This window comes from Nostoc sp. C052 (genome assembly GCF_013393905.1).
Lineage (GTDB): Bacteria > Cyanobacteriota > Cyanobacteriia > Cyanobacteriales > Nostocaceae > Nostoc.
The window spans coordinates 3,181,822-3,207,398 of the sequence record NZ_CP040272.1 but is presented as its reverse complement, the minus strand read 5'-3'; the positions used below and the strand labels follow the sequence as shown (position 1 = coordinate 3,207,398).

At 42.1% G+C, this 25,577-nt stretch carries 26 protein-coding genes and 1 pseudogene; 14 read left to right on the top strand and 13 right to left on the bottom strand.

Annotated elements, in window-relative coordinates:
• Positions 1 to 9 precede the first annotated feature (9 nt).
• Positions 10 to 936 carry a glycosyltransferase family 2 protein gene (locus tag FD723_RS12855; RefSeq protein ID WP_256875173.1) on the bottom strand — a complete coding sequence of 309 codons (927 nt, stop codon included), beginning with the start codon at positions 934 to 936 and terminating at the stop codon, positions 10 to 12.
• Positions 937 to 1,328: 392 nt separating this feature from the next.
• On the opposite strand from FD723_RS12855, the gene FD723_RS12850 reads away from it, so the two are divergent.
• From FD723_RS12850 to FD723_RS12820, 7 genes are all read left to right on the top strand, one after another.
• Positions 1,329 to 3,668, top strand: a complete 2,340-nt coding sequence (locus tag FD723_RS12850; protein WP_179065672.1) for a PhoX family phosphatase — start codon at positions 1,329 to 1,331, stop codon at positions 3,666 to 3,668.
• A gap of 605 nt (positions 3,669 to 4,273) precedes the next feature.
• Positions 4,274 to 5,248, top strand: coding sequence for a cation diffusion facilitator family transporter (locus FD723_RS12845; protein ID WP_179065671.1), 975 nt, complete (start codon positions 4,274 to 4,276; stop codon positions 5,246 to 5,248).
• Positions 5,249 to 5,373: 125 nt separating this feature from the next.
• Positions 5,374 to 5,613 carry a hypothetical protein gene (locus tag FD723_RS12840; protein ID WP_256875172.1) on the top strand — a complete coding sequence of 80 codons (240 nt, stop codon included), beginning with the start codon at positions 5,374 to 5,376 and terminating at the stop codon, positions 5,611 to 5,613.
• 39 nt (positions 5,614 to 5,652) lie between these two features.
• Complete coding sequence (locus FD723_RS12835) at positions 5,653 to 7,623, top strand: alkaline phosphatase (protein WP_179065670.1); 1,971 nt, start codon at positions 5,653 to 5,655, stop codon at positions 7,621 to 7,623.
• A 37-nt stretch (positions 7,624 to 7,660) separates the two neighbouring features.
• Positions 7,661 to 7,810, top strand: a complete 150-nt coding sequence (locus FD723_RS12830) for a hypothetical protein (protein WP_179065669.1) — start codon at positions 7,661 to 7,663, stop codon at positions 7,808 to 7,810.
• A 196-nt stretch (positions 7,811 to 8,006) separates the two neighbouring features.
• A complete protein-coding gene (locus tag FD723_RS12825; RefSeq protein WP_179065668.1) occupies positions 8,007 to 8,516 on the top strand; it encodes a PEP-CTERM sorting domain-containing protein in 510 nt (169 codons plus the stop codon).
• Between the two features lie 483 nt (positions 8,517 to 8,999).
• Positions 9,000 to 10,202, top strand: a complete 1,203-nt coding sequence (locus FD723_RS12820) for an argininosuccinate synthase (protein ID WP_179065667.1) — start codon at positions 9,000 to 9,002, stop codon at positions 10,200 to 10,202.
• A 101-nt stretch (positions 10,203 to 10,303) separates the two neighbouring features.
• On the opposite strand, the gene FD723_RS12815 is transcribed toward FD723_RS12820, so the two are convergent.
• A complete protein-coding gene (locus FD723_RS12815) occupies positions 10,304 to 10,936 on the bottom strand; it encodes a DedA family protein (RefSeq protein ID WP_179065666.1) in 633 nt (210 codons plus the stop codon).
• Positions 10,937 to 11,423: 487 nt separating this feature from the next.
• On the opposite strand from FD723_RS12815, the gene FD723_RS12810 reads away from it, so the two are divergent.
• Positions 11,424 to 11,780: an STAS domain-containing protein gene (locus FD723_RS12810; RefSeq protein ID WP_179065665.1), complete on the top strand. Its 357-nt coding sequence runs from the start codon at positions 11,424 to 11,426 to the stop codon at positions 11,778 to 11,780.
• Between the two features lie 777 nt (positions 11,781 to 12,557).
• Here the strand turns inward: FD723_RS12810 and FD723_RS12805 are convergent.
• A complete protein-coding gene (locus FD723_RS12805; RefSeq protein WP_179065664.1) occupies positions 12,558 to 13,118 on the bottom strand; it encodes an Npun_F5560 family protein in 561 nt (186 codons plus the stop codon).
• Between the two features lie 220 nt (positions 13,119 to 13,338).
• Entirely contained in the window at positions 13,339 to 13,695 is a 357-nt protein-coding gene (gene rpsF / locus FD723_RS12800; RefSeq protein ID WP_179065663.1) for a 30S ribosomal protein S6, read from the bottom strand.
• A gap of 359 nt (positions 13,696 to 14,054) precedes the next feature.
• On the opposite strand from rpsF, the gene FD723_RS12795 reads away from it, so the two are divergent.
• Complete coding sequence (locus FD723_RS12795; protein ID WP_179065662.1) at positions 14,055 to 14,828, top strand: fumarylacetoacetate hydrolase family protein; 774 nt, start codon at positions 14,055 to 14,057, stop codon at positions 14,826 to 14,828.
• Positions 14,829 to 14,831: 3 nt separating this feature from the next.
• On the opposite strand, the gene FD723_RS12790 is transcribed toward FD723_RS12795, so the two are convergent.
• Positions 14,832 to 15,311, bottom strand: a complete 480-nt coding sequence (locus tag FD723_RS12790) for a Tic20 family protein (RefSeq protein ID WP_179065661.1) — start codon at positions 15,309 to 15,311, stop codon at positions 14,832 to 14,834.
• An 81-nt stretch (positions 15,312 to 15,392) separates the two neighbouring features.
• A complete protein-coding gene (locus FD723_RS12785) occupies positions 15,393 to 15,590 on the bottom strand; it encodes a hypothetical protein (protein WP_179065660.1) in 198 nt (65 codons plus the stop codon).
• A gap of 700 nt (positions 15,591 to 16,290) precedes the next feature.
• On the opposite strand from FD723_RS12785, the gene FD723_RS42760 reads away from it, so the two are divergent.
• The gene (locus FD723_RS42760) at positions 16,291 to 19,389 is read left to right on the top strand and encodes a hypothetical protein (RefSeq protein ID WP_256875171.1); all 3,099 of its coding nucleotides are present in this window, start codon (positions 16,291 to 16,293) and stop codon (positions 19,387 to 19,389) included.
• A gap of 75 nt (positions 19,390 to 19,464) precedes the next feature.
• On the opposite strand, the pseudogene FD723_RS42755 reads toward FD723_RS42760, so the two are convergent.
• Positions 19,465 to 20,552 (bottom strand): annotated as a pseudogene (locus FD723_RS42755) (ISAs1 family transposase).
• Between the two features lie 246 nt (positions 20,553 to 20,798).
• On the opposite strand from FD723_RS42755, the gene FD723_RS12765 reads away from it, so the two are divergent.
• Complete coding sequence (locus tag FD723_RS12765) at positions 20,799 to 20,948, top strand: photosystem I reaction center subunit VIII (protein WP_179065659.1); 150 nt, start codon at positions 20,799 to 20,801, stop codon at positions 20,946 to 20,948.
• Positions 20,949 to 21,121: 173 nt separating this feature from the next.
• On the opposite strand, the gene FD723_RS12760 is transcribed toward FD723_RS12765, so the two are convergent.
• The 6 genes from FD723_RS12760 to FD723_RS12735 all read right to left on the bottom strand — a co-directional run bounded on the left by FD723_RS12760 (position 21,122) and on the right by FD723_RS12735 (position 23,598).
• Positions 21,122 to 21,244, bottom strand: coding sequence for a photosystem II reaction center protein J (locus FD723_RS12760; RefSeq protein WP_179065658.1), 123 nt, complete (start codon positions 21,242 to 21,244; stop codon positions 21,122 to 21,124).
• Positions 21,245 to 21,314: 70 nt separating this feature from the next.
• Positions 21,315 to 21,437, bottom strand: a complete 123-nt coding sequence (locus FD723_RS12755) for a photosystem II reaction center protein L (RefSeq protein WP_015127970.1) — start codon at positions 21,435 to 21,437, stop codon at positions 21,315 to 21,317.
• An 8-nt stretch (positions 21,438 to 21,445) separates the two neighbouring features.
• Complete coding sequence (gene psbF, locus FD723_RS12750; protein ID WP_015115279.1) at positions 21,446 to 21,583, bottom strand: cytochrome b559 subunit beta; 138 nt, start codon at positions 21,581 to 21,583, stop codon at positions 21,446 to 21,448.
• Between the two features lie 9 nt (positions 21,584 to 21,592).
• Positions 21,593 to 21,841, bottom strand: coding sequence for a cytochrome b559 subunit alpha (gene psbE / locus FD723_RS12745; protein WP_012411800.1), 249 nt, complete (start codon positions 21,839 to 21,841; stop codon positions 21,593 to 21,595).
• Between the two features lie 150 nt (positions 21,842 to 21,991).
• Entirely contained in the window at positions 21,992 to 22,996 is a 1,005-nt protein-coding gene (locus FD723_RS12740) for a photosynthesis system II assembly factor Ycf48 (RefSeq protein WP_179065657.1), read from the bottom strand.
• A gap of 266 nt (positions 22,997 to 23,262) precedes the next feature.
• Positions 23,263 to 23,598: a rubredoxin gene (locus FD723_RS12735; RefSeq protein WP_114080394.1), complete on the bottom strand. Its 336-nt coding sequence runs from the start codon at positions 23,596 to 23,598 to the stop codon at positions 23,263 to 23,265.
• A gap of 348 nt (positions 23,599 to 23,946) precedes the next feature.
• On the opposite strand from FD723_RS12735, the gene ndhC reads away from it, so the two are divergent.
• Genes ndhC through FD723_RS12720 form a run of 3 tightly spaced genes read left to right on the top strand, consistent with a single transcriptional unit; the run spans position 23,947 to position 25,560 of the window.
• Positions 23,947 to 24,309, top strand: coding sequence for a photosynthetic/respiratory NAD(P)H-quinone oxidoreductase subunit C (gene ndhC, locus FD723_RS12730; RefSeq protein ID WP_104908259.1), 363 nt, complete (start codon positions 23,947 to 23,949; stop codon positions 24,307 to 24,309).
• Entirely contained in the window at positions 24,300 to 25,037 is a 738-nt protein-coding gene (ndhK, locus tag FD723_RS12725; RefSeq protein WP_179065656.1) for a photosynthetic/respiratory NAD(P)H-quinone oxidoreductase subunit K, read from the top strand. Before ndhC ends, ndhK begins: the two co-directional genes overlap by 10 nt.
• Positions 25,030 to 25,560: an NAD(P)H-quinone oxidoreductase subunit J gene (locus tag FD723_RS12720; RefSeq protein WP_179065655.1), complete on the top strand. Its 531-nt coding sequence runs from the start codon at positions 25,030 to 25,032 to the stop codon at positions 25,558 to 25,560. The genes ndhK and FD723_RS12720 overlap by 8 nt, the downstream gene beginning before the upstream one ends.
• Positions 25,561 to 25,577 lie beyond the last annotated feature (17 nt).

Below are 25,577 nucleotides of genomic sequence, written 5' to 3'. Positions count from 1 at the left end.
ACTTTTCAATCACAATGTTTGCTGCATTTGAGCATAAGCTTCATAAACACCCTTCACGTTATACCAGTTGAGGAAGATTCGAGCAATTTCTAAAGCTAATTGCGGTTTACCTAAATTAATTAGCCATTGCAAGAACGGAGCCATTGTCCGTTCATTCAGTACACCATTGAGTGAAAGAATACCCCAAAGTAAGCGATGCAGCCAAGTCATTTGAATCATCATCCGCACTTCCCATGTGGGATGTTTTTGATAAAACAAAACTCCCATACGTCCACGTTGAATTTCTTGGTCAATTAATCGGGGAATTTGTTCTAAGTTAAATGCTGGATGCCAGTGATATCCTACGGCTTCTGGACATTTAATTAGTGTCAAACCTAGTTTTTTCAGTCGCACACCTAATTCTAAATCTTCCCAGCCATAGAGTTGAAAGCTGGTGTCAAAAAGTCCGGCTTTCTCTAGCCAATGTTTGGGGATTGCGACATTCCCCGTAGCAAAAAAAGCTGCTGAAAAATCTGTGACTTTGTAGGGTTCAGCCGTTGGATTGTTGAAATTACAAGTATTAATAACTGCGCCGTAAGTGAAAAGGCGATCGCTCCCCAATTTCTCTTTCCCCTGCACTAAGGCGTTATCATGAGCTTGCAGGAAATTATTCAGCACTACCAAATCACTATCAATAAAAATAATTGTGTCTCCCAGCGCCTCTTTTACTCCCAAATTCCGAGCCGCAGCTGGACCAGCATGGTCTTGCTGAAACCATCGCACATGGGGAAACTCTTCTTTGTGTTCTGCCAACCACTCCAATGTACCATCAATAGAACCATCATCTACCAAGACAATCTCGTAATCAATAACCGAATTTGGCTGACTCAACTCCTGCACCTCCAAAGCGCGGAGGCACTTTTCTAAAATCGGTTGGCGATTATAAGTCGGTATCACAACGCTGAAAAACACAGTCTCCACCCACAACACTATTTATCCATCTCCAGGATAGGACAGATGGGGCGCTGACACTGTTCCTTACTTTTTTAAACGCAGAGGAACACAGAGGTAAACGCAGAGGTACGCAGAGTTTTGCCAAAGTCCCATCACCAACCCTCGATATTTCCGAACCCCTTTTACGGTGACTTGTACTTAGCTGATTCTGGTTAAGAAAATGTCAGAGGAAATAATTTTAGTTAACTAGTACATAATCTAACCTTAATTATTGACGATTAAAGTAAGCAATAAACTAATTATATTTATTTGTAAAAAATAAATAAGAAATTTTATTAAATTAAGAGTTGTTTATATCTACTAAATTTTTCCTGTCAACATCAGAGGAAAGTTTGATGTCTAAATTGAGTCGGAGAGAAATTTTAATATTTTTTGCTGGCAGTGCTGGTGCTGCTATTTTGGGAGATAAATTCCTAAGCGGTGTTGTCAGCAGTGCAGAAGTAAAAACCACGCCACTCAGCTTTACACCTGTACGCTTACCACATCCACTACCAATTTATCAACAGCAGAAAAATTTCTTACCAACAGGAATTGGTCAAGGAGAAGTAGTTAATGTATCTGCGGATATTAAATTAGGTAACTATAACGTTATTGATGATGTGGTAGTGCCGCCAGAATACGAACGTTATGTAATTGTCAGTTGGGGCGATCGCGTCTTTCCTAGCAAAGATGATTATTTCGGTTACAATAACGATTTTACTGGGTTTATTCCCTTGGAAAAAACTAATGATGTCGGTTATTTATGGGTGAATCATGAATACGTTAGTTTTCCGTTTTCTACCTTAGTAGTAGAAGATTCTTCCGATATTAAAGGACTACCCGATGCTTTTGAGAAGGTAATTGGTTGGGCTTTACCTTCCAGCAGAAATATTGAAGTTGAAGGTGAATTTTTATATAACCAAGGCGGCTCAATTGTTCGCATATCTCGCCAGAATGTGAATAAACGTTTTGCTGTGGTTAAAGATGCCAAAAATCGCCGCATTCATGGTCTTTCTGGATTGGGAATCAATAGTCAACGCAAGGATGACTACAAAAATATCACAGCTTGGGGAAGTCGCAACCACCAAAAAGGGGACAAAAATTATTTAATTGCGACTGGCCCAGCTGCAACTCAAGTTTTTAATCTCTCCTCCGATGAATTGGGTAACAAAATTATTGGTACTGCCTTCAACTGTTCTGGCGGTAAAACTCCTTGGGGAACGATTTTATCTGCGGAAGAGAACTTCCAAAATAGCGTCACAGAAGGAGTCAAAGCTAATGGTACTCAGACGAGTTACACAGATAAAACTCTCGGCAAAACTTTTGGTTTAGTTGGCGAAAAATACGGTTGGATTGTAGAAATTGACCCGACAAATCCACAATTTCGCCCCCGTAAACACACTTGGTTAGGTCGCTTTCGCCATGAGAATGTTGCCCTGCGCGTTGAAAAAGGCCAGAAATTAGTTGCTTACTTGGGTGATGACAGACGTGGCGGACACACTTGGAAATTTGTCAGTGCCAGAACTATTTCTTCACCTACCAGTAAAACTAACAGTAGCTTATGGGAAAATGGGACTTTGTATGTTGCCCGCTATCATCCAGACGGTACAGGTAAATGGATACCGTTGCTCTTAACTACTGCTACTAATCCAATTACACCGACAGTTCTATCTTCTGTAGAATTTGCTGCCTTGCAGAAAGTACAAAAAGAAGGTCTTTTACCACTACCGAGACGTAATGGTATTGCAGGTGAAACCAAAGATGGTGGTACATTTAAATGCGATCGCACTAACGAAGCCAAAGCACTACCTAATTATCAAAATAAAAAGCTATCTGACTTCTACTCTAGCCAAGGTGCTGTCCTGAGTGATGCCTTTTTAGCTGCAAACTTAGTTGGTGGAACTCCCACAGCGCGTCCAGAAGATATAGAAGTGCATCCAACTACCAAAGAAGTCTTCATTGCCTATACTGATGGTGCGCCGGGAAGCGATGGTTATCCTGATTCCCGAATTTTTCAAGTTGCTAAGTTAAGTACAGATGCCAAAGCGACTCAGCAATCAGGCGGACTATACAAAATTATTGAAGATAATGCCGATGCAACAAGTTTAACCTTCCGGTGGCAGAGATTTGCCCAAGGTGGCGAAGCCGGATCGGTGAATGGTGCTGGTTTTGCCAACGTCGATAATTTAGTTTTCGACAATCAAGGAAATATTTGGGGTGTCACAGATATGTCTACCGGTACTCACAATGGTTTTGATGTTGGTGCTGAGGGTAAACAAACCAAAATCGATCACACAGCTAGCGGGAACGTTTCTGATTTTACAGGAGTTTTCGGTAATAACTGGCTATTTTTTATCCCTACTAGTGGTGCTAATGCGGGACAGGTAACACCGTTTGCTTATGGGCCAGTGCGTTGTGAAATGACAGGGCCAACTTTTGTTGGAAATACACTGATTATTTCAGTACAACATCCTGGTGAAGATTGTCCAATAAATGATGGCACAATGCTGAGTCGCAGTATTGAATTACTAGATTTGAATGGTACTACATTTAATCAAACTCGAAGTTTACCTCGTGGCAGTAGTTGGCCAAGTAATATCTCGAAAACTGATGGTGGTAAGGAAGAATCTACAGGTATTCCCCGACCATCTGTAATTGGTATCGTCCCAAAAAATTCTCGCAGTAAGTTTATTTAAGGGACTGACAAATAAAAATATTCAATTAAGTGTTGTGGGGTGGGCGTCTCGCCCGCCCTATAGAACAATACGGTTCAGTTAAGGCTAAAACTCTTTGTCAAATTCAATTTTTTTAACGAACCGCCTTCTCTTCGAGAGGCTGACGCCAATGCGCAGCGTCTCGTTAGAGAAGGACGCAAAGGACGCAAAGAGAAGAAAGAAATGCTTAACTGAACTGTATTGCCCTATAGACTGGGCGGGCAAGATGCCCACCCCACAATATTGGATAATTTATTTCTTGGAGTTCCCTGATATATCGTAAGTGATTTACTGAACATGATATTAGGAGAAAACAAAAAATAATGGTTATTATTCTTTATCGCCTTTGAAAAGACGATCGCAAGTTTTGATTACAAACAAAGTAATTGTGCAATTAGCAATAAATTCCTAATAGGATATTTGCTGCTTAATTTTCTCTAAATTCATTTTTAACACAATTATTACCATTCCTTAAACTAAGCAAGATAACTTTTTATAAGTTGATATTTTTCTGGTGTTCACATATTTGTGAATTTAAGTGGCATACCAATTGAGCGAATCGTGTACTGTAAAAGGCTTTTCTAGTAATGCTTTCACTTGAATGGTGTGGATGTGAACATGATTCGGCAAAAGTATTGAATAATCAGCAGAAATCTAAAGTATTGTGGCTAACAGTAGGTTTACTTGCTGTTTTTTTCGTTGCCGAGTGGAGTGTGGGTTTATGGAGTCAAAGTTTATCTTTACAGGCGGATGCAGGACATATTTTATCGGATATTACAGCCTTAGTAATATCTCTACTTGCTAGTTTTTTAGCACAGCAACCAGCTAAGAAAAAAGCAACCTTTGGAAATCAGCGGATCGAAGTTTTAGCAGCCTTGTTAAATGGGTTAGGTTTGCTGGCGATCGCTACTTTTATCATATTGGAAGCTATTCAACGCTGGCAACATCCAGCAGCCATTTTAGGCTTACCAATGTTAGGGATTGCGGTATTAGGTTTAATCGTCAATCTGCTCAATATTACTTTGCTTCATCCCCACACTCACGATGATTTAAACTTGCGCGGAGCTTTGCTTCATGTCATCGCTGATACTGCTAGTTCTGTGGGCGTAATTATAGCTGCAATAGCCGTTCATCTTTGGGATTGGTGGTGGGCAGATGTTGCTATTAGTTTAGTAGTTGCAATTTTTACGGGTTTAAGTGCTTTACCTTTAGTGCAAGAAAGTTTAAAGATTTTTTTGGAATATGCACCAGAATCAATTGACCCCCTTGAGGTTGAAATATCTCTCAAATCCTTTCCTGGTGTTGTGCAAGTAGAAAAACTCCACATCTGGACACTTAGCTTAAATAAAGTAATGCTTTGTGCAAATTTAACGGTTGAATGTACAACTATCCAAGAACGCGATCGCTTACTCAATAAGTTAGAAAATCACATCCGACAAACTTTTAATATTGCTGAAATAACTTTGCAGCTAACTAGCTACAAAAAAACCTCATTAATACCAATTCATCCTTTATTTAAACAAGATTTAGTTTTCATATTGTCTCATAATAAAGCAAATTAAAACTAGCATATTTCTGTTTATTTTTCTGCCTAAATTACTTAAATTAACATTTAAAAATCATGCTTATTGACATTGACTTTAATTGTCAAAGCATCGCCAACAGTTATTAATTAGGAGATTTCCTGATGATGATTTTCATGCAAAAATCCCCAATGATTTCATTACTCAAACAGTACAAACGCATCTTTGCTTGGTTCATCTCTGGTCTGGTTTTAGCTGTTTTATTGTTCTTGGGAACATCAAATCAACAACCAGCAACCGCCTCTAACCCAAGTTATCCCACACCCTCAATTGTGCCAGATGTAACTTCTACATACTCAGACTTTGGTGCTACTCACCTAGAACCAAACTTTTATCAGTACTAACGGCTAATACTTGCTCAATTAATTTTAAGGCACACTGTAATGATTTCATTTTTGCGAAAGTACAAGCGATCGCTAGCTTTGACTATGGTCGGCTTGCTCTGTACTGTCCTACTAGTATTTGGTAATTCTGTTTTTCAGCCGACTCTAGCCGCTGGTAATGGAGTTAACGTAATTATCATGATTGGCGATGGTATGGGTTGGAATATGGCCCGAGCCGCAGCCGTTGCTAAAGGTGCTCCTTTTTACACAAGTGGTAAAGGCTCAGGTCTGAGCTTTCAAAAGCTAAGTGGATATGGGCTGGTAACAACTTACGGCACAACAATTGAGGGAAATACACCAGCTAACCCAACAGGTCAGCCACACCTAACAAGTAACTCCGCTTTGGATGGATCTAATACACTCACAGGTGCAAGTCCTATTCGTCCCAACTTCTCATTCAAGCCTACTCCTTTTAATCCAGGCGATCGACTTGATGGCAACAGTTTAGCAGAAGGTAATCTCACAGGCTACGACCCTAGTAAGGGCGGCCCTCTTCCCTGGATTCCTCTGACCCCTGCTAATGCTGGTACTTATGACACAGAGTACATCAAACACAGTTATCCCGATTCTGCTAACACCGCGACAACTCTTTATACTGGCGTAAAGAGCTTTAACAACGCGATGGGTGTAGACATTTACGAGAAAAAGTTGAAAACCATCCTGGAAATTGCCAAGGAAAATAATAAGTCTACAGGACTAGTTACTTCCGTACCCATTAGCCACGCAACGCCTGGTGCTGCCGCTTCTTTTGTGAATCGTCGCAGCAAATACGATAGTAAGTACGACCCCACCAAGACTAACCAAGACAGTATTCTGCAACAGACTTTACTAAACTTTCAGCCTAATGTTTTGTTGGGTGGTGGTCATCCGAAAGACTTTGACAATAAAAGTAGTACAAGTACCACAGAAGGTGTCTTTAACTATACGTATATCACAGAAGACACTTATCAACATCTCAGCAATAACCCTACGTCAAATCGTTATGGTTATACCTTTTTGGAACGTGGGCCAAATGCAACTCAGACATTGCTAAATACGGCTGCTAAACTCAATCCAAATAAGGGAGATAAATTATTTGGTCTATATGGTGCGCGTGGACAAGAAGGCAACCTTCCTACTAGTTCTTCTAAGGGAGACTACAGTCTCACAGGTTTGAACAACGGCTCGCTTTATAGCTCTGTTGTTAAGAGTGTAAATCCTTGTCCATCAGGTCAGATCATTCCTGGTACATCTGGGGATTGTGTTCCTGTCGTTGACGCAGCAGGAAACCCAGTTAATGGCCCCACACCTGATACTGTCCGTCCTCTGGCTCCCGGTGAAACCGATGCTAGCTTTATCGCCAGAGAGATTAACGAAAATCCGACTTTGGCTGATCTGACCAAAGCAGCTTTAACAGTTTTAGGTAAAGACAAAGATGGTTTTTGGCTAATGGTTGAGGGAGGCGATATCGATTGGGCTGCTCATGACAACAACATGGATAACCTAATTGGTACCATGAATGATTTTGATAAAGCAGTCCAGCAGGTGATTACTTGGGTAGAAAATCATGGTGGTTGGAGTAAGAACCTACTACTGGTTACTGCTGACCATGACCACTATCTAACTCTGAATAATGATTTTGCCTCTAAATTGACTCCTAATCCTGACCCGAATCAGGCTAGAGGCTTGAAGTATAACGCCAAAGACATCACCTTCAACAAGCACAATCCTAGAGAAGCTGGTCACTTCTGGGGAGCCGATCCAAATTACAAGTACCTCTGGGGTAGCCATAGCCGCCGGATTGTACCTGTGTACTATCAGGGTGCTTATTCATCAACCCTGACTCGATCTTTTGGACAAAAACTCCAGTTTACAGATAGTTCTGGTACTTACACTGCGCCAGGTGTTCGGGGTGTGGTCGATCAAAGTCATATCTTCCAAGCGATGAAAACTGCGATCGCAAGTCCGCACCACTCACGAAATACGAACTGACAAGCTTTGTGTTGCAGAGACTTGGTAACACGCGTGAATGGCACTAAAAAAAGATACAGCCTTTGATCTGACGGGTTCCCAGCTACTAGGCTGGGAACTAGGTGATACAAGCCTTTTAGCTTTTATTGATGCCATTCGTAACACGCGTCTCTGTCTCAAAAAATGGTTCTTTTATGAATGGCACTAAGAAAAGGCGAAAGGCTTGTGTCATCTCGTTCCCAGTCTGAAGACTGGGAATGTATTCCAAGAGGCTCTGCCTCTGGTCAGCCCACTGGAGGCGGAGCCTCCGAGAATGGGTTCCCAGCCTCCAGGCTGGGAACCAGTTAGGGCAAAGCTTATAGCTTTTCTTAGTGCCATTCGGTTCTTTTATCAATGTAAAAAAAATGACTGACTCCATCTTTAAGAAGTTAGCCGCTGCAACGGTAGGAACTGCTTTGATTTTTTCCTTCGGCGAGACTATCCCCGCCCAAGCAGCAGTCCTAACTTATAATTTTTCTAACAACGATAAAACTCTCACAGGCACTTTTTCATTCGACCAAGCAGCAGCAGCAGACGATCAAGAAGTAACCATCGCAGAAGGTTTAAAGATTTCTGCTAACTATGGTGGACAGTTATACACTGAAGCGGATGATCCTTTAGCGTCAGTTTTCACTGACTTTTCAGGAACAATTTTGAACCAAGCAGGCTTAGGGTTGTATTTTACACCTAGCACTTTTAATGTCTACCGTGATAGTTTTATCGATTTGAATGATTCCAGTGGTGCGGGTGTTCAAACTGTCACTTACACGAGTGTTCCAGAGCCAAGTTTGATGTTGGGATTGTCTGTATTCGGATTGAGTTTGTTCTTGGGTAAAAAGATCGGATCTTCTAGACCATCAAGCACAAAAGCTTAATCCAGATTATCAAGAATAAAAGGTTAAAGGTTAAAGGTTAAAGGGGAAAGTGATGAACAGGCCGCGCCACTTGCGGGCGTTAGCGGAGCGGGACGCAGTACGGTTTTTACCTTTCCCCCTTCCCCTTCTTCATAAACTGTTAACATGTCGCGGAAGTCCCCACCTTCAATTGCGAAGCCCCATCCGTCTTACGGTGGGGTATTTCACGCGGTTTATTTGCATCTATCTAAAACAGGGCGGTATTACCCACCCTGTCAATTTTTCACATTTATTGAGTCTGGTGAAAACTTATACAAAGCAATATAAAAAAGTTATATCTAGAAGCGATCGCAATCCTATTTAATTTCTGAAAATCGTAAAGCTCGAATTCCCAACTTCTTTAAAAGTCGGGATTTTTATTATTCAGTTGCATGAATAAAATATACATGGATTAGTTTAGATATAATAATGACTCATTGTTTGTTGTCCTAACTGGAGAAATTAATGGGTCGCGCCAAAAAGGTTGTCCTAGCATATTCTGGTGGAGTGGATACTTCAGTTTGCATCCCCTACCTCAAACAGGAGTGGGGTGTGGAAGAGGTGATTACCCTAGCAGCAGATTTAGGTCAGGGAGATGAATTAGAGCCAGTTCGAGAAAAAGCTCTGAAATCCGGTGCAAGTGAATCCCTCGTGGCGGATGTCAAAGACAGCTTCGTTAAAGATTACGCCTTTGGAGCGATTCAAGCTAACGCTCTTTATGAAAATCGTTATCCTCTAGGAACTGCTCTGGCCCGTCCACTGATTGCTAAGGTATTAGTAGAAACAGCCGAAAAATATGGTGCTGATGCGATCGCTCACGGTTGCACTGGCAAAGGTAACGATCAGGTTCGCTTTGATGTCTCTGTAACCGCTCTGAACCCCAACCTGAAGATTCTCGCACCAGCCAGAGAATGGGGAATGAGCCGTGAGCAAACCATCGCCTATGGTGAAAAGTTTGGTATTCCTTCACCAGTCAAAAAATCTTCTCCCTACAGCATTGACAAGAATTTGCTCGGTCGTAGTATTGAAGCTGGTTTACTCGAAGATCCGTCATTTGAGCCACCAGAAGAAATCTATGAAATGACCAAAGCGATCGCTGACACTCCCAATGAGCCAGAGTACATCGAAATCGGTTTCCAAGGTGGTATTCCCACTACCCTCAACGGTATAGCTAAAAAGCCAGTTGAGCTAATTGAAGAACTCAATCAGCTTGTAGGAAATCATGGCATCGGCCGGATCGATATGATTGAAAACCGTCTGGTGGGCATAAAATCGCGGGAAATCTACGAATCACCTGCGATGTTGGTGCTAATTCAGGCACATAGAGATTTAGAAAGCTTGACTTTAACGGCAGATGTCACCCATTACAAGCGCGGCATTGAAGAAACTTACAGCCAAATCGTTTACAACGGTTTATGGTATAGTCCCCTAAAAGTTGCACTCGATGCTTTTATTCAAAAGACACAAGAACGAGTCTCTGGAACTGTGCGAGTGAAGTTGTTCAAGGGCAGCTCTACAATTGTTGGGCGTTCGAGCGATAATTCCCTCTACACTCCCGATTTGGCAACCTACGGAGCCGAAGACCAATTCGATCACAAAGCCGCTGAAGGCTTTATCTACGTTTGGGGATTACCAACTCGCATTTGGTCGCGGCACACTAAAAGTTAGGAGTTAGAAGTTAAGAGTTAGGAGTTAGGAGTTAAAAATGCAAAATACAAAAGTAAAAGTTAAAAAAATAACTTTTTACTTTACTCCTCACTCCTCACTTTTTATTCTTCACTCCTCACTTCCTTAACTTGGCGAGACTCTAGCCAGAGGGGCACAATAATTAAGGCAGCGAGAATCAGTAAAGCTGCGATCGCAAATTGACCTACCCAAGCAACCAATTGTTCTAAAGAGACAACTTTGCCAGCAAAAAAAGCTAACGTCACCATCAAACTAGCCCAAGCAACTGCTCCTAAAAAATTGTATAAAAAGAATTTTCCAAAAGGCATTTCAGCTATACCAGCTAGTGGTGCAGCAAAAACTCGTAACAATGCCAAAAAACGTCCAAAAAATACCCCTTTAGCAGCATTCTGACTAAATTGCTCTTTAATATTTAGCAGCCGCACTTCCGAAATCCGAAAAATGCTACCAACTTTTACCAGAAAAGCCCAACCGCTAACTCTACCAATCCAGTAGCCACAAGTGCCACCAATGACAGCACCCATAATTGCGTCACCGAGAACCAGCCAGAAATTTAGTTCATCGCTGCCAGCTAGAAACCCACCTACTAAGGTCACGGTTTCACCAGGAAGGGGAATGCCTAAATTTTCTAGCAAAATTCCCAAAAAGATTGCCCAATACCCGTAAGTGTGGGCGACTTCCTGGATATTTTCTAGTGAAATCAGCTCTAAAGACATCCCGCACCGCCGTCTTTACAAATTTTTACTTTTACTACATCTTTGCTTGTTTTTGAGTGGGGTGTCAATCAAACCACTAGATTCATTCATTAAGTCATTAGTTTAATTTTGCACGATCCATGACTTATAGTCTATGGTAGCTATTAATTTCCGACTATTAACAATGTGATTCTTGAAATTCATTACCACAAATTAATATTTATTAAAAATAAAATAAAAAATTTATAGAAACTTCATAAACTTCGAGTTGAATTATAAAAATTTTGTAAAAGATACGCTTGATACCGAAATTATTAGACCCTTATGCCTATATTGATGAAAGTTATTACAAATTATACGGCATGAATACTGAAATAATTTCTTTCAACTGTACGGCTTCAATTGCCCAAATATCTGGGTAAAACAGTCATTTTGTCGTTGAAAGAAAAGAAGTATTGATGTCTTTTTTCAGTTTTTTGTCAAGTGTTCCAATTACCCTGTTAAATTCATGGCTCTCACACAACAAGAATTTCCAGTGATTTTCTTTAAACCCGAAGGAAGCATAGATTTGGAAGGCGGTAAGGCCTTAAATGAACAAATGGCTGGAGTCGTGCCTCAAGCTCATCAACTCTGGATTATCGACCTTACAGAGGTTAATTTCATGGACAGTTCTGGATTAGTCCCTTTGGTAAAAGGGTTAAAAGTTGCACGTCAGAGTGGTTGCCGTTTGGTTTTATGCAACGTACAGGCTCCTGTACGGTTAATTTTGGAACTTACCCAACTTGATACAGTGTTTGAAATTTTCAATACTTACCAAGACATTTTTACTACTGTCAAAGATAACAGTCTGGTGCTAGCAGGCTGACTAATAAATCTACCGATAGAAGGATGCTGAAGTCAAGCAATATTTGCATATTTTCACATTCTCCAAGATAACAGTCTGGTGCTAGCAGGCTTATGTTCTTTTTTTCTAGAGAAGAATGTTGAGGAAAACTCATGGTTTTGAGCTATGTGGGATGAATGGCAGATGAATGAATCTGCTTGCTGCAAGCGATCTACCAAAGAGAATGTTTGAAAAGTACTATTGCTAACATGGCAACCTCAGAAACCTAACCCCTAGCCCTATCTATGATGGCAGGATGGTTTCAAAGCCTCTCTCCGAGGTGGAGAGAGGTTTGGAGATGGATAAAAATATTTATGGCTCTAAACGATAAATAAAAGCTTCTATCTTTTTCTTTTTTCGCATGAAACTACCCTGCCTTCCCGATCGGGGAATGGGGGTTTCAAAGCATTTCTTTGCTTGCCTAACGTCAGGCTGACACCAACAGAGAGAGCATTGACACTCTCAGCACTAAAGTGACTGAGTTTCCCACATCCCGTGTGTTCCTATAAATACAAGTAGGGTTTTTGGTATGCTCTACTACTTTTCCAACATCCTCTTAAAGCAGAAAATAACAAAAATTTGTCAAAGCAAATGCAATTCTTGGTGACACTCCCCAATCTTTTCAAGACAGGGATTTTCAAATTACAAATTACTCTGAGCTAATTTTTCTAATTAGAGCGGCATAAATAATTAAATAGTCTCCAAAATCCTTTGCCGCAACAATTTCTTACCTCTTAAGGTTCCACCATAATGGTAATATTAGGCATTCTGGGGAGTCGAAATGTTAGTTTGTTCGGATGCTGGACGGGGAAAATTTGGCAAATCAATACCGCTATGACTAGCATTGCGAGTTTTGAGTGCTAAACGGTAACTCACGCTTTGCAGTTCTGCTTGTAGCTGGCGGTTTTCGCGTTGTAGCATTGCTACTTTTTCTCTGACTGGCGTCATCCGCTCCTCAAACTTCCGTCGGTAAATTTGAGGCAACTCTTGTACTACTTGCTCCAACATCCGAGTGCGATCTGTAAGTTCTTGAACTGACTGTCGCAATTGATAAATCTCGGAGTCACGAGTCGTAATTTGCTCTTGGTAGAACCCCACCTGCTGCTCTACAGCCTGGAGTTGTTCTTGCAAAGCGTGTAACTGGCTTAAATCGCGTTCAAGCTCCGGCTGTGGCGGCATAAAACTAGTATTGCCCTTTACCAACCGGAAAAGTTCTTGAGATAGTTGTTGTACTAGTTGATCGCGAAGTTGCAACTCTTGGCGTAGCTGCGATACTTCGGTAGAGAGAACTTGAATATTCGGTGTATCAGATTGGATCACAGTAGCTTAAAGCTCCCATTCAGAATCTTGTCCACTCTTAGGTATAACTGCGGGAGTACTACCTTTGGCAAGTATTTGTTAATTTAGCATTCCCAAATAAGTGATGAGAAAAGAAAAAGACAAAATTTTATTGAATGGGATTTGGGCATTGGGCATTAGGGATTAGGATTAGGGATTAATTATTTTATTCCTCATTTCCCTGCTCCCTAATCCCCATTCATTACACGGTTGCAGTTGCAGCTACTTTAGTGGGCCTTTCCTTTTCCTCTTTAGGGGGTTTTTCTTCGGCAATTTCTTGCTTAACTGTCAGATAGCGAATTACTTCTTCACTCAAGCGCATGGCACGTTCAAAGGGAGCGATCGCAGTTGCTGGGGCACCGTAGTTTAATTGAATGTAAATGCCATCGCGATGTTTTTTGATTTCATAAGCCAGACGACGCTTACCACGATTTTGAATTTGGATATCTTCAGCGCCTTGATCGCGAAGCAAATTCTGATATTTAGTAACTGCTTGCTCTACCTGTTCCTCTCCGAGGTCAGGACGGAGAATGTACATTGTTTCGTAACTTGTAGTCATATTTTCCAATTTCCTCATGGACAAAAGTGGCTGCTGATGTTAATTTATACCTTTTTTACATTAAAAATGCCAGTATAGTTCAACATCTGAAGCAACAAGGAACTATAATCTTACCAGTTTTCAATTTTGTTTCATTAGCCAAATCGCCAAAATTTGGATTTTTTGGATGCCCATAATGAAAACTAGGTCGGGAGGCAACCCCGATATTTCTTTAGCAAGATTGATCGAGCTATGAGGTTTGCCAATAGTGGTGATCGCTTTTTTGCTCAAGGCTCAATTGGTTCGTCAAACAGCTAACTGAACTGATTGCCAACTGCTTACAGCTTCTAATCGCAGATAAAAGGATATTCATCAAGGTTATGGCGCAGCGCTACGTGCGAATTCAAAATCCAGAAGGACAGATTTACTATGGGTTACTACAGCTATCCCTGAATGTGCAGGTGCTAGATGCTCCCCCCTGGTTACATGGACAACCCACTGATTTAACTTTCACACCAGAAAATTACCAAATTCTGGCTCCCTGCGCTCCTTCAAAAATTGTGGCGGTGGGTAAGAATTATGCAGATCATGCAGCCGAAATGGGAACTCCAGTACCTTCTGAGCCATTAATCTTTCTCAAGCCACCCACGTCGATTATTCCATCTGAGAGGGAAATTAAATATCCTCCCCAGTCGCAAAGAGTTGACTACGAAGGAGAGTTAGCATTAGTGATTGGCGATTACGCCTTTGAATGCACACCAGAGGTAGCCCAAACCAAAATTTGGGGCTACACCATCGCTAATGATGTCACAGCGCGGGATTTACAAAAAAAGGATGGTCAATGGACACGAGCCAAAGGTTTTGATACTTTCTGCCCTTTGGGCCCTTGGATTGTACGAGAATTAAATCCTGGAGCGAGATTACAGACTTTTGTAAATGACGATGTTAATCCAGTCCAATCTGCTTGTATCGATCAGATGGTGTTTTCCCCCGATGTTTTAGTTTCCTATATCAGTCAGGTGATGACGTTATTACCCGGTGATTTGGTGCTTACAGGAACACCAGAGGGTGTCAATCCATTGCATCCAGGCGATCGCGTCCGCGTTGAAATTGAAGGTATTGGTCGCCTGGAAAACAGCGTAGCGGTTCGTTAACTTCTAACGCACCTGCATATACACTGCATCGGAAATCGCCGGAATTTCGGCATAACGTCCCAGTAGAGACTGGACGGCGGAATATCCAACTGCTGCTACAACACCTAGAAAGATGGTGTTAGCTACTGTTTCTATTGCAAAGCCAGTACCAGGAACCTGTCCTAAAACTCGCACCAGTATGGAACACAAAAATATAACTATGTCCAAAAGAATTGCCTGCATTGTGTTGAAACGAATGAAATGACTGATTTTTTCGTTTCTCACCACTAACAGTAACAAGGCAAAGAACACAATTATTTGTCCTAATTGTCCTAGACTACCGTAGATTATTAGCACTGGTTGCAGAGGTAAAAGCAAAACTTGTAGTGCTGGAAACTGATTCAAGAAATAGCTGCCAAAGACTAAACCATCAACTAGGGGCAGCAAATAAGGCAAGGAAGCAAAAATCCGATCTGAAACTGTTGTAGACCCGCGCCAAGACATTATGCGTTCTCCTGTGGTTGAATTTCTACAGTTACTTGAGCTTAGGATAACGCAGTTGCTTGGTCTTGCTGACAAATTCAACTATTCTATATGGGCAATGCGAAAGCCCATCATGCACTCATACTGATCCGGCTGCTGTTGAGTAAGTTTGCGAATAGCTTGACCACAGCGCAGTTGACCACCACGCCAACGTGGTTGACCGCTCCCGTCAGCGAGTAAACAAGACTGACAAACTTGCTCAGGGGCAAGGATTTGATCGTCCATTAAAATGACTAACATCGAATCCCTCCTGTAAATCCTCATTGTCAAACAATTTTGGATTTTAGATTTTGGATTTTGGATTGACCCTATAGATATATCCAGGGTTAAGTGCTTTAACGATCGCAGATGACACTTAAGAGCCACATCCTATTGCATTTCCCAACCTAGTAAGGTACACCCGTAACCCGGATTTCTCACGCATAGTGTAAGCTTCAGGGGGTAAGACTTCTTCCCCATCCTCCCACACTTCCCACACCCCTTACGGTATAATGTTGTACCTCATCTGAATGAGAACCGCCATACCTCTTTGTAGCAAAAATGTAGGCAATTACGATTCAATAAAAATTGTCAAGTGAATCTGAATTTATTGTACGTTGTGTACATTGCAAATTGGACATTGCAGTAAAAAATAATACAAAAATATTGGCAATAAGTTGGGCAGATACAGCCAAGGGTATCCACTGAACCCTGTTAATTTAGCACTTGAGAGTGTCAAACTTAATATTCATAAAATAACAAAAGCTTTATGCACAAGCAACACGGCGAATCTTTGAAATTTCCTTGACGTGACTGGTGAAAGTGTGATAATTCAAGTCAGTAAAACTCAGTTAACTTGATAGCCATTTAAGTGATGCATTTCTAAAATACTGAGGTAAACTTGCAAGCAAGTTAATACATAATATTACTCAGCGGCTCGTCGGTCTGGGCATCACTTACAATGGAACACTGGCAATTTCTGATACAGAAACAAGGCGCTCGCTCGTGGCATATTCTAGAATCGCCAAATTTGGAAATTTCGGAAGGGCAGTATAGAGTTTTAGCTCGTTCTAACCTTCCGAATACAGATGTGGAAGTACGGGTAACTCACTCTTCAACCCAGGAAGTTCAACCAACGCGGCGAATTTTCAAGCGATCGCGTCGCACTAACTCAGAAGGCTTAATGGCGGTAATTCCTTTTACCTACTTCCAGGCGGGAGTTTGGGAGTTGCGCTGTTCTGGCGATTTGATGTCGGATCTGCTGGGTAAATCTTGGCAATACAGAGTCCAAGTACAAGTTTTGTCTCAAGAAGAAGAGGAGGCGAAGCAGAGGGAGAAGGCAGAATCATATTTACTCGTTCAGCAAAATACTGTTTCTGAAAATCTGGAATGCAGTGCCTCAGCAGAATCAGATGCGATCGCTATTCCCGCAGAATCGGCAATTAGTGGAGAACTGGAATCTACTGTCCCAGCAGAAACCGCAATTACTTTAGATGATGCGATCGCTATTCCCGCAGAATCGGCAATTAGTGGAGAACTGAAATCGACTGTCCCAGCAGAACCCGCAATTACCTTAGATGATGCGATCGCTGTTCCCGTAGAATCGGCAATTAGTGGAGAACTGGAATCTACTGTCCCAGCAGAACCCGCAATTACCTTAGATGATGCGATCGCTGTTTCCGCAGAATCGGCAATTGTTCTATACAGCAACCCTATTACTATTGTTCTGCCAGATCAAGGGAACTTAGAAGACACTACCCCAGCAGAACCTTTAATTGGGCTAGATCAAGCGATCGCTGTTACCGCAGAACTGGCAATTACTACAGACAGCAACACCACTACAACTGTTCTGCCTGATGATGAAACGGAAGAAAATATCGCGATCAACGAGCCTGTGAGTCCTATGTGGCTCAAAGGAGAGACAGCAGAACAGATTTTACAAAATTTAATAGATTTAGCTTTACCCGCCTCTGAACTGCTGCCCAACGATGAAAATGTTACAGATTCTTTAGCGACACAACTACCGCCACCATTATTATTAACTTTAGACCAGGATAATTATATTGCTCGTTGGGGACAAGCTCTTGGAATCAATGGGCACATAGAACCCAAAGAAAATACAAATCTAGATCAAGCTGAAACATTATCTCCAAAAAGGCTACGGGCACTTGAACTAGGAATTGAACTGCGATCGCCCAATAACTCGAAAATCTTGACCAAGGTACGGCAAATTTTACCAGATCAAGAGTTACCTTTCAGTATCAATACCTCAATTAATATTCCAGCTGACTGTGAATCTAAGTTAATTTTGGCAGATATCAGTTTGTATGGTAAATTCGCCGATGCTGGTGAAGTTATTCGGTTAGCTAGCCAGTCCTTCACCATTACAGCAGATGTCACAGAATTACTGGCAATCACAGCCGTAGCAAAACCTAGTACAGATGCAATACCATCGGACTCATCTGCTGCTTTCATAGAACCAGAGACACCTGTTAGGCTAGATTTGAAACTATTAAATCTGGTCAAAATGGCAAAAACAGACCAGTCTCAGATAGTTAATCCATCCCCAAATACACCCTTACCACCGCAAATTAACCTGCAAGCTCTGCGAGAAGCTACTCTACGGACATCTAAACTAAAGAATTCAGGCAATTCACCTCAATTACCGAAACTGCCCCCTATTCAAAGCGATGCCAATATTCCCGCAGATGTTGTTGCAGAACAACCTATACAGGAAGAACTTCTAGAAAAAGACGCTAATATAGCCGCCATCAACTTGGAGCAATTGGTTATCAAGCAACGTCGGATGCCAAGACTCGAAACTACTTTGCCATACTTGAAACGCCTACAAACTTTGCCAGATGATACAGAAGAAGTTAAAAAAAATGTCCTCCCAGATGCCTTGGAAGTTCAAGGAACTAAAGACTTCCCACAGTTAGATGCAATTGTACTTGAAGATGAAAATACACCTGAATTAGTAGTAGCTGATGCAACATCTCAAGAAGAATCTGTTGCTGAAGTAGAACCCCAGCAAAATGAACCATCTCAAGAAGAATCTATTGCTGAAGTAGAACCCCAGCAAAATAAGCAATTGCAGGAAGAACCTGTTGCTGAAGTAGAACCCCAGACAAATGCACAATTTATTACAACAGGCAACCTTTACTCATCTCCTTTACTCAGAAAGTGGATGCAGAGCCAAGGATACTCTTTGCCTGAATCGATCAATGATCTGCAACCTCAAGACTACGATAACTATGAGCCAGCGCCGCCCCTTTCTCTAAGTTCAGAAACAGCGAATGTTGATGTTAACTTGCCATTAAACCTAGATGCCAACACTGAGACATGGCGCGAACAAGGAACATGGGAAGAAGTCCAAGATTTGGCTGACGAACTGGGGAACTATGGGGAAGATATAGACAAAGCACAGGAAGCGGATCTGGGGATAGGAGAAAATACAGAACTAGAAAAAGTACTAGAAGAAGCAATACTCTCATCGGCTTTGTCAACGCAAATACCACCGCCGCCTCCTCCGATAAAAACAAATATAGCGTCAGCTTGGTTGGCGCAAGAAATCGTTGTCGATGATACAGATAGTGAACTGGAAGCCGATTTAATTAGGGGTTACACCTTTGAACAGAAGGAGCAACCATTATTAAATTTATCCCCTTCCTTACCTATAATTACGGCAGCCACTAAGGTTTTGCCAATTCCACAGCTGCATGTGCCAGAAGGCGAACTAATTGCTGGTAAGTTTGTCATAGTCCGCGTAGTACTACCTGAAGTACCTCCGCAAGTTGTTGTCAAGTTATGGGTTGAAGATTATCAAACTCGTTGGTTACTAGATGGGCCCCATTTATTGACAAATTTACTACCTAATGCCTCAGGTGGGTTGGAAGTGATGACGCAATTAAACATTCCCTTTGGCTGTTTAGAAATTCGCTTGGAAGCGATCGCACTTGATCTGACAACCCAACAAGAGAGTCACAAAGTCACAATATTGCGAACTGTGATTCCTCCAGACTTACCAGACTTGCAGCTAGATGAACTCCTGGGTATCTAACTTAGGGATGACGGGGTATTGGACATTGGGCATGGAGAAGAGACAAGGTAGACAAGGAAGAGGGGCAGGGTGGTTTCATACAAAGAAAGAAAAAACTCTATCGAGTTGGTTGGAGAGTGCGCGTTGTGCTTGAGGAATAGTTCGGAAACCGAGTTTGCGTGCGATCGTAATAAAAAAGTTGTGTAAGATAGACCAATTCACAGGGGCATTGCCACCACGCCGTAGTGGAAAGTCTTCTTTGAATGTCACATCTCTTACCCAATGAAGTCGATTTTCGATTCCCCAATGCCCTTGAATGTCGGCAAGTAACTGTTGAGCTTCGAGATATTGACTACAGATATAGAATTGACGCTCGTAAAATGGCCGACCATTGCGCTCACCCTGACGCTCGACAACAATAAAAGTTTTGAGTCCAGACCATTTTTTTTGAATTTGTTCGGGGGCAGCAAAAACCTTGCACTGACGTTGAACTAGCCGAGAATGAACATTCTCTACAGTTGTGGCACTGCTAAGTGGAACATCTTGTTGTAACTCGGTTTGAGCCATTTTGTAGAGTGTCGGTTGATTTTCTTTTAATCCAATCAGGTAGTCATTGCCACTATTGACAATCAGTGATACAGTTTTTTTTGGCAGTGTAGAGCATCAAGTGTAAAAACGACTTGTTGACCACAAAACTCGAAGATTAATTGTTTTACGATCGCTACTTCACTAATTTTTTTGTTGGACATTGGTTGCATCCTGAGTACAATACCTCGTTCATGACTATAAACCGATACTGTACTGATAAAGTTTTGGTAGGACTGACTGTAATCTGTGACTGTGCAACGAATGCCTTTTCCGTCAATTGCCAATCTTTCTCCTGGCATCGGTGGAACAAAAACTAACGCCCAATTATTAAATAAGTCGGTGAATGGCTGAAAATCTACTGTTTTGAGTACTCGTCGGAACGTTGAATAGGATGGAAACTTCATTGTTTCATCTAGGTTTAACAGCTCAATTAAGCTCCGTCTGTGTACTTTGGTAAAATCTTCCAGTGGCCGGTAGCCCCAATACCCAGTCATTGCTCCGAGCAATATGAGCAATAATACCAACCATAATTCATGCCTTCGTCCTCGGATGTGTCTATAGTCTGGGACTTGCTGCAATTGTTCGACGAGATTCATACTTGTTAGTTATCCATTTTTCTCCACCCTCTATAAATCATTATTATTTTTCTCTCGTTGTATGAAACCACCCTGAGGTAGACAAGGAAGAGGGGGGAGACAAGGGAGAAACTTGTTCAATAATTCCGACTTGTCTCCTTGTCCCCCATCTCCCTGTGTTAAAAATATGAAAGAATTTCAAATATTTGGCAGAATTTGCAGTAAGCTCATTTTGAATTGTAGTGTGATTCGATAGGAACCTTTACTATGGCAGCTTCTTTTTTGCCTTCTATCTTGGCTAGTACTTCCTACTTGCCTGCTATTTTCGTTCCCATAATCGGTTGGGTTTTGCCAGCTGTGGTATTCTCGTTTCTGTTTTTATACATTGAAAGCGACGACATCAGCAACATTAACTAATACTGATGTGGTAATTAGTCATTAGTCATTTGCAAAAGACAAAAGATAAAAGACAAATGACTATTCACAAAATTAATACCGCCTATCTCATAGAGACAGGCGGTTTTTTTAACGTTGATTTCTCAACAAATGCTAGAAAATTCTAACTTATAGTATTCGGTTCAAACTAACGTTTAGATTGAAGAACCGAGTCCGGCGTAGGCACCATAAAAGAAAATGCCCAAGACTGTAATTATACCTAAACCTGCGATCGTAGCGACGACCCACAGGGGAATTCTCCCACTTCCTGCAGACACAGCTTCTCTCCTCCCTTAACAAAAATTCAACACACGTTCAATAAACAAAAATTAACAACAGTAGTTCCAGTTAGTTAAAGAAGTAACTGGAAAATAGAATACCCAGAACGAAAATTAGCAGTAATCCCAGGTATAACGAAGTCCGGTTTAGTTCAACCGGCTGATTATTGGGATTGGGCGATCTTTCTACCATAATTGCTCCTAACGTTGAATAAATTGCATTGCGGCGATCGCGCCCAAAAAGAATACAGTTGGTACACCTAAGGTGTGAACTGCCAGCCATCTAACGGTAAAAATTGGATAGGTAACTGGTTGATTGATGTTATTGCCGCTAGTCATGATCTCAAACTACTTTCCAATAAATTGTTCAACTTGTTTTTTAGCTTCAAAACGGTTCTTCACAATGGGCACTTCCTGCCGCGCTGGTGTGAAATACTCGTTGGGGCGGGGTGTGCCAAAAGCATCATAAGCCAGTCCGGTGCTGACAAATAACCAACCAGCAATAAACAATGCTGGGATGGTGATGCTGTGAATTACCCAGTAGCGAACGCTGGTAATGATGTCCGAAAACGGACGTTCTCCAGTGGTACCTGACATTTAGATTCCTACCTTCACAAAGAATGTTATAGAGTTTATTATCCTACAAAGTTAAGAAAGAGTTACAAGTTGCAAAGTTCTTCTCAGAAATAGGTACTGGGGATTGGGGATTGGGAAAAATCCTAGCTAGTCCCTAGTCCCCAGTCCCCATTAAGCTGCTTCAGGGTTTGGTAGATATTTGAGCAAAACACCGCGATCGCCAATTATAAATCCCCGTTCTGGCTCTAAGAACACAATCTTGTACAAATTAGCCGCAACTTCTTCCACTTCACGGTCTTTTTCCCAGGTTTTGCCACCGTCGGCACTCCGTAGTAAATTACCGCTACCGCCACCTATCCAAATTTCATTGGGTGTGCGATATGCCAAATCTAGTAAACCCCAACTTGTAGATAACTCTGGATATTGTGCCTTTTGCCACTCGTCAGGTTTAGTTTCGTCACTAAACTGAATTTGACCTCCTCTAGCTAGTAACCACAATTGCCCATTGTTAGCAAAACCCATGTTTTCTACCCGCCGAGAACTATTGCGGTTATGGGGAACCCAAGCATCCTGCCCCGGTTCCCAAGTTGAGTAGAAGCTACCCTTAGCAGAAACAGCAACATATTTACCATCAGCAGAACGTTCTAAGTTACGTACCACACCGACTGCTGATTCTACCTGGGCTTTCCAGTTTTTGCCGCCATCTGTGGTCTTATATATGGCTCCCACATCAGTAGCCATTTCTGCTGTACTGTCTGACAGTGCCTTAACTGCGATCGGGCTACCTGGTAGCTTTTCGCTCAAAGGAATACGTGACCATGAAGCACCTTCATCAGTTGTATGCAGCAATAGTCCTGGCTCTCCGGCAATCCAGCCTTCTTTTCCTGCAAAACTTACTGAGTCAAAACGATACTTTTGCTCATCAAGTTGCAGTGTGATTGGTTTCCAAGTATTACCACCATCATTGGTTTCCAACAGAGTGGCATTGCTACCTACTAAGTAGCCATGTTCAGGGTTATCAGTAAAACCTATATCCAATAGATTCGAGTCTGTTGGCACAGAAATGACTTTCCAAGGGTTGTAGCTAACAGAGGGAATTTTGCTACAACCTATGCATATTACGACTACTATTAACAAGGCAAATATTCGTTGCCAACCTTTCAAAAATGAATGCATCAGTATTTCTTAGTTGTTTCTAAATTTCTCTAGGAGTAGGTAGTCAGGATGCTCGAAAATCCTGGGTTTTTCATTTTGTTAGCGCAGCGTAAAGCCTTCTCTTCTCCCAAGGAGAGACGCTAGCGCGAACGAGAGGCAACGCCTTCGGCATAGCTTCTCTACGAGACGCAACCGCGAACGCTTAGAGCGAGTCCGCGTACTACTACGGGGATCTTGCTACGTGAAGCGTCTCGTAGAGAGCGTCATTTTGAACTGCTTAACAGCTATTACTGTAAGCCGTAGAGACTGATAAAAAACAAGAAGCCAAGAGCCAAAGCACCAAAAATTAGGATATTCTTTTGAGTTGGGGTTAGGTTGTTGACACCCAAACCGTAACCGAGATTTTCTTTGAACCCAGATGCAGTACCGGCAGGGCCGATGTTGGCAAAGGCAGTCTTTTTAGCAGAACAAACTGGACAGCGCCAATTTATAGGCAGTTCTGCAAAGAGTATCCCGGAAGGAATATCATGCTTGTCATCTCCCTTCTCAGGTTCGTAAACATAACCGCAGGCGCGACACTCATAGCGGTCTAACACCGGAGTCTCAACAGCTGGTTCGCTCATGGCTAAGGCCTCGCAGAGAAGAAATCTTAAATATACGTTAAAAATTATGACATAATTGTTAGACTTTTCTATCACTAGCAAAAGCGAATCAAATACCTGAAGTGCATCTGTTTCCCAGATTTCAGAAAAACCAAACAGATATAATGTAAAAGAAAGTAACGTAGTTGAGGGATTGGGGATTGGGGACTGGGGATTAAAAATAAAGAATTTGGTATTAAGGATAAGGGATTGGAAATTCAGAAGGATTACCCAATACCCAGTACCCAGTACCTAGTCCCCACTCCCCACTCCCCACTCCCCACTCCCTACTCCCTACTTAAAATACTCCATAAGCGGTAGATACTCATTGTGTTTGTCCTCAGCGGTTACGAGTACCTTCTAGGCTTCTTCATCATCTGTAGCCTAGTACCTGCCTTAGCGCTCTCAGCATCCAAGCTCCTACGACCCAGTAGTTACAGCCCAGAACGGCGCACCACTTACGAATCTGGCATGGAACCCATCGGGGGAGCCTGGATTCAGTTCAACATCCGCTACTACATGTTTGCTCTGGTCTTCGTCGTCTTTGATGTGGAGACTGTTTTCTTGTATCCTTGGGCAGTAGCTTTCCACCGTTTGGGGCTATTGGCATTTATTGAAGCGCTAGTCTTTATTGCAATTCTTGTAGTCGCTTTAGTTTACGCGTGGCGTAAAGGAGCTTTGGAATGGTCTTGAATTCTAACTTAACAACCCAGGACAAAGAACGAATCATCAACCCCATTGAGCGGACTACAATCACTCAAGACCTTTCAGAAAACGTCATTTTGACGACGGTTGATGACCTCTACGACTGGGCGCGGCTTTCTAGTCTGTGGCCGCTGTTATTTGGTACTGCTTGCTGCTTTATTGAGTTTGCAGCTTTAATTGGTTCCCGATTTGACTTTGACCGTTTTGGGCTAATTCCCCGTTCTAGCCCCCGCCAAGCCGATTTAATTATTACGGCAGGGACTATTACGATGAAGATGGCTCCTCAATTGGTGCGTCTTTATGAACAAATGCCAGAGCCAAAGTATGTAATTGCGATGGGTGCTTGCACAATTACTGGCGGGATGTTCAGCGTTGATTCCCCCACAGCAGTGCGCGGAGTCGATAAATTGATTCCTGTAGATGTGTATTTGCCTGGTTGTCCTCCCCGTCCAGAAGCAATTATCGACGCAATCATTAAGCTGCGGAAGAAAATCTCCAATGAGTCGATGCAAGAGCGGGATAAAATTAAGCAAACTCACCGCTACTACAGCACGACTCATAACCTGAAGCCAGTAGATGAAATCTTAACTGGTAAGTATTTGCAGTCAGAAACTCGCTATGCACCACCGAAAGAATTGGCGGAAGCGATTGGTTTACCAGTACCACCTGCACTGCTGACAGCAAAGGTACAAAAGGAGGAACAAACCCGTGGCTGAAGAAGAATCTAAACCAGTAGCAGCAGCAAAAGAAGAGTCATTGGTACAAGCCGGTAAAGTTTCCCAGTGGTTGACGGAAAATGGCTTTGACCATGAGTTTTTGGCACCAGATAAAAATGGTGTAGAGATAATTAAGGTGGCGGCAGATTTTTTGCTTCCTACCGCTACAGCCCTTTATGCCTACGGGTTTAATTATCTCCAGTTTCAAGGTGGTGTTGACCTTGGGCCAGGACAGGAATTGGTGAGTGTGTATCACTTGAATAAAGTGGGTGATAATAGCGATCGCCCCGAAGAAGTTCGAGTTAAGGTGTTCTTACCACGGGAAAACCCCGTAGTGCCTTCTGTGTACTGGATTTGGAAGACCGCAGATTGGCAAGAACGCGAGTCTTACGATATGTACGGCATTATCTACGAAGGACACCCAAATCTCAAGCGAATTTTGATGCCGGAAGATTGGGTAGGTTGGCCTTTGCGAAAAGATTACATCTCGCCTGATTTCTATGAGTTGCAAGATGCTTATTAGATAGTGCTGAATAGAGA